General features: G+C 64.7%; 2 protein-coding genes. Both read left to right on the forward strand.

Features of this window, described 5'->3' with window-relative positions; genetic code table 11:
• The coding region (tnpC, locus tag AE618_RS10790; protein ID WP_156330213.1) for an IS66 family transposase at nt 1–772 on the forward strand (772 nt) is incomplete at its 5' end.
• Complete coding sequence (locus AE618_RS10795) at nt 769–1,398, forward strand: plasmid pRiA4b ORF-3 family protein (protein ID WP_054209082.1); 630 nt, start codon at nt 769–771, stop codon at nt 1,396–1,398. The genes tnpC and AE618_RS10795, both read left to right, overlap by 4 nt.
• Nucleotides 1,399–1,417 lie beyond the last annotated feature (19 nt).

A 1,417-nucleotide genomic window follows, 5' to 3' on the forward strand; every position in this document is an offset into this window, starting at 1 on the left:
GGTCTATGTCCGCGACGAGCGCCCCCATGCCGGTGATGCAGCGCCCGCCGTCCTCTATCGCTACACCCCGGATCGCAAGGGCATCCGCCCGCAAGGCCATCTCCAGGGCTTTGCGGGATATCTCCACGCCGACGGATATGCGGGCTTCGACAAGCTTTATGCCGACAGCCCCGGTCAGCGCACCGCGATCAGCGAGGTCGCCTGCTGGGCCCATGTCCGGCGCAAGTTTTTCGATATCCACAAGGCCAACGCCTCGCCGGTCGCTGCCGAGGCCTTGCGCCGGATCGGCGAGCTCTACCAGGTCGAGGACACCGTTCGCGGTCGCCCGCCCGACGAACGACGACGATCGCGTCAGGAGTACGCCCTTCCACGGCTCGCCGATCTGCGAAGCTGGCTCGACGCGACGCTGTCCAAGCTGTCGGGCAAGAGCGAACTCGCCAAGGCGATCCGCTACGGCCTGTCGCGCTGGCCGGCTCTGACCCTCTATGCCGATCATGGCAATCTGGAGATCGACAACAACGCCGCCGAACGCGCGATCCGGCCGCTCGCCATCGGCCGCAAGAACTGGCTCTTCGCCGGCTCCGACACCGGCGGCGAACGCGCCGCCGTCATCTACACACTGGTCGAGACGGCCAAGCTCAACGGCCTTGATCCGCAGGCCTATCTCCGGGACGTCCTGGCTCGCATCGGCGACCATCCCATCAACCGGATCGGCGATCTCGCGCCTTGGAACTGGCAGACGCCACGAGAGGCCGTTACGCTGGCGGCATGATCTCGGCCGCTTCCCATGTCGATCGCATCGCCTCCATCAAAATCGTGCTCGATCATGTCGAGCCGGCCATCTGGAGGCGCGTCGAGGTTCCCTTGACGACGAGCTTGAGAGGCCACGAGGTCATCCAGGCCGTCATGCTGTTCGAGAACTATCACCTCTTCGACTTCACGATCGAGATCGACGGCCAAAGTAGGCGCTACGGCATCCCCGACCCGGATGGGTGGATCAAGCTCAGCGACGCCAAGAACACCAAGCTCGGGCCGCTGACCGATCGCGGTCTGAAGCGCTTCGCCTACACCTACGACTTCGGCGACAACTGGGAGCACACGCTCACGATCGAGGCCATCGGTGATGCCGATCCCGGCCTCGAATACCCGCGCTTTGTCGACGGCGCCCGCCGCGCTCCGCCGGAAGACGTCGGCGGAATCCCCGGCTTCGAGGAGTTCGTCGAGGCCATGGCAAAGCCCAGACATCCCGAACGCAAGCGGCTGATCGAATGGTACGGACGCGTCTTCGACCCCGAGGACATCGATCTTCCCACCATAAAGACCAACATCGCAAAGCTGGCCCGGCGTCGCGCCATCGGAAAAGCCGCCTTCGCTAAAAGCCGCCCATCAGAACGCTGAAAGGGCCGACACCGGACGA

The sequence above is a fragment of the Allobosea vaviloviae genome, from assembly GCF_001298265.1.
In the GTDB taxonomy this organism is placed as follows: Bacteria; Pseudomonadota; Alphaproteobacteria; order Rhizobiales; family Beijerinckiaceae; genus Allobosea; species Allobosea vaviloviae_B.

Coding starts and splice junctions, on each gene's coding strand:
- AE618_RS10795 (WP_054209082.1), top strand. CDS start 769: ATGATCTCGGCCGCTTCCCATGTCGATCGCATCGCCTCCATCAAAATC.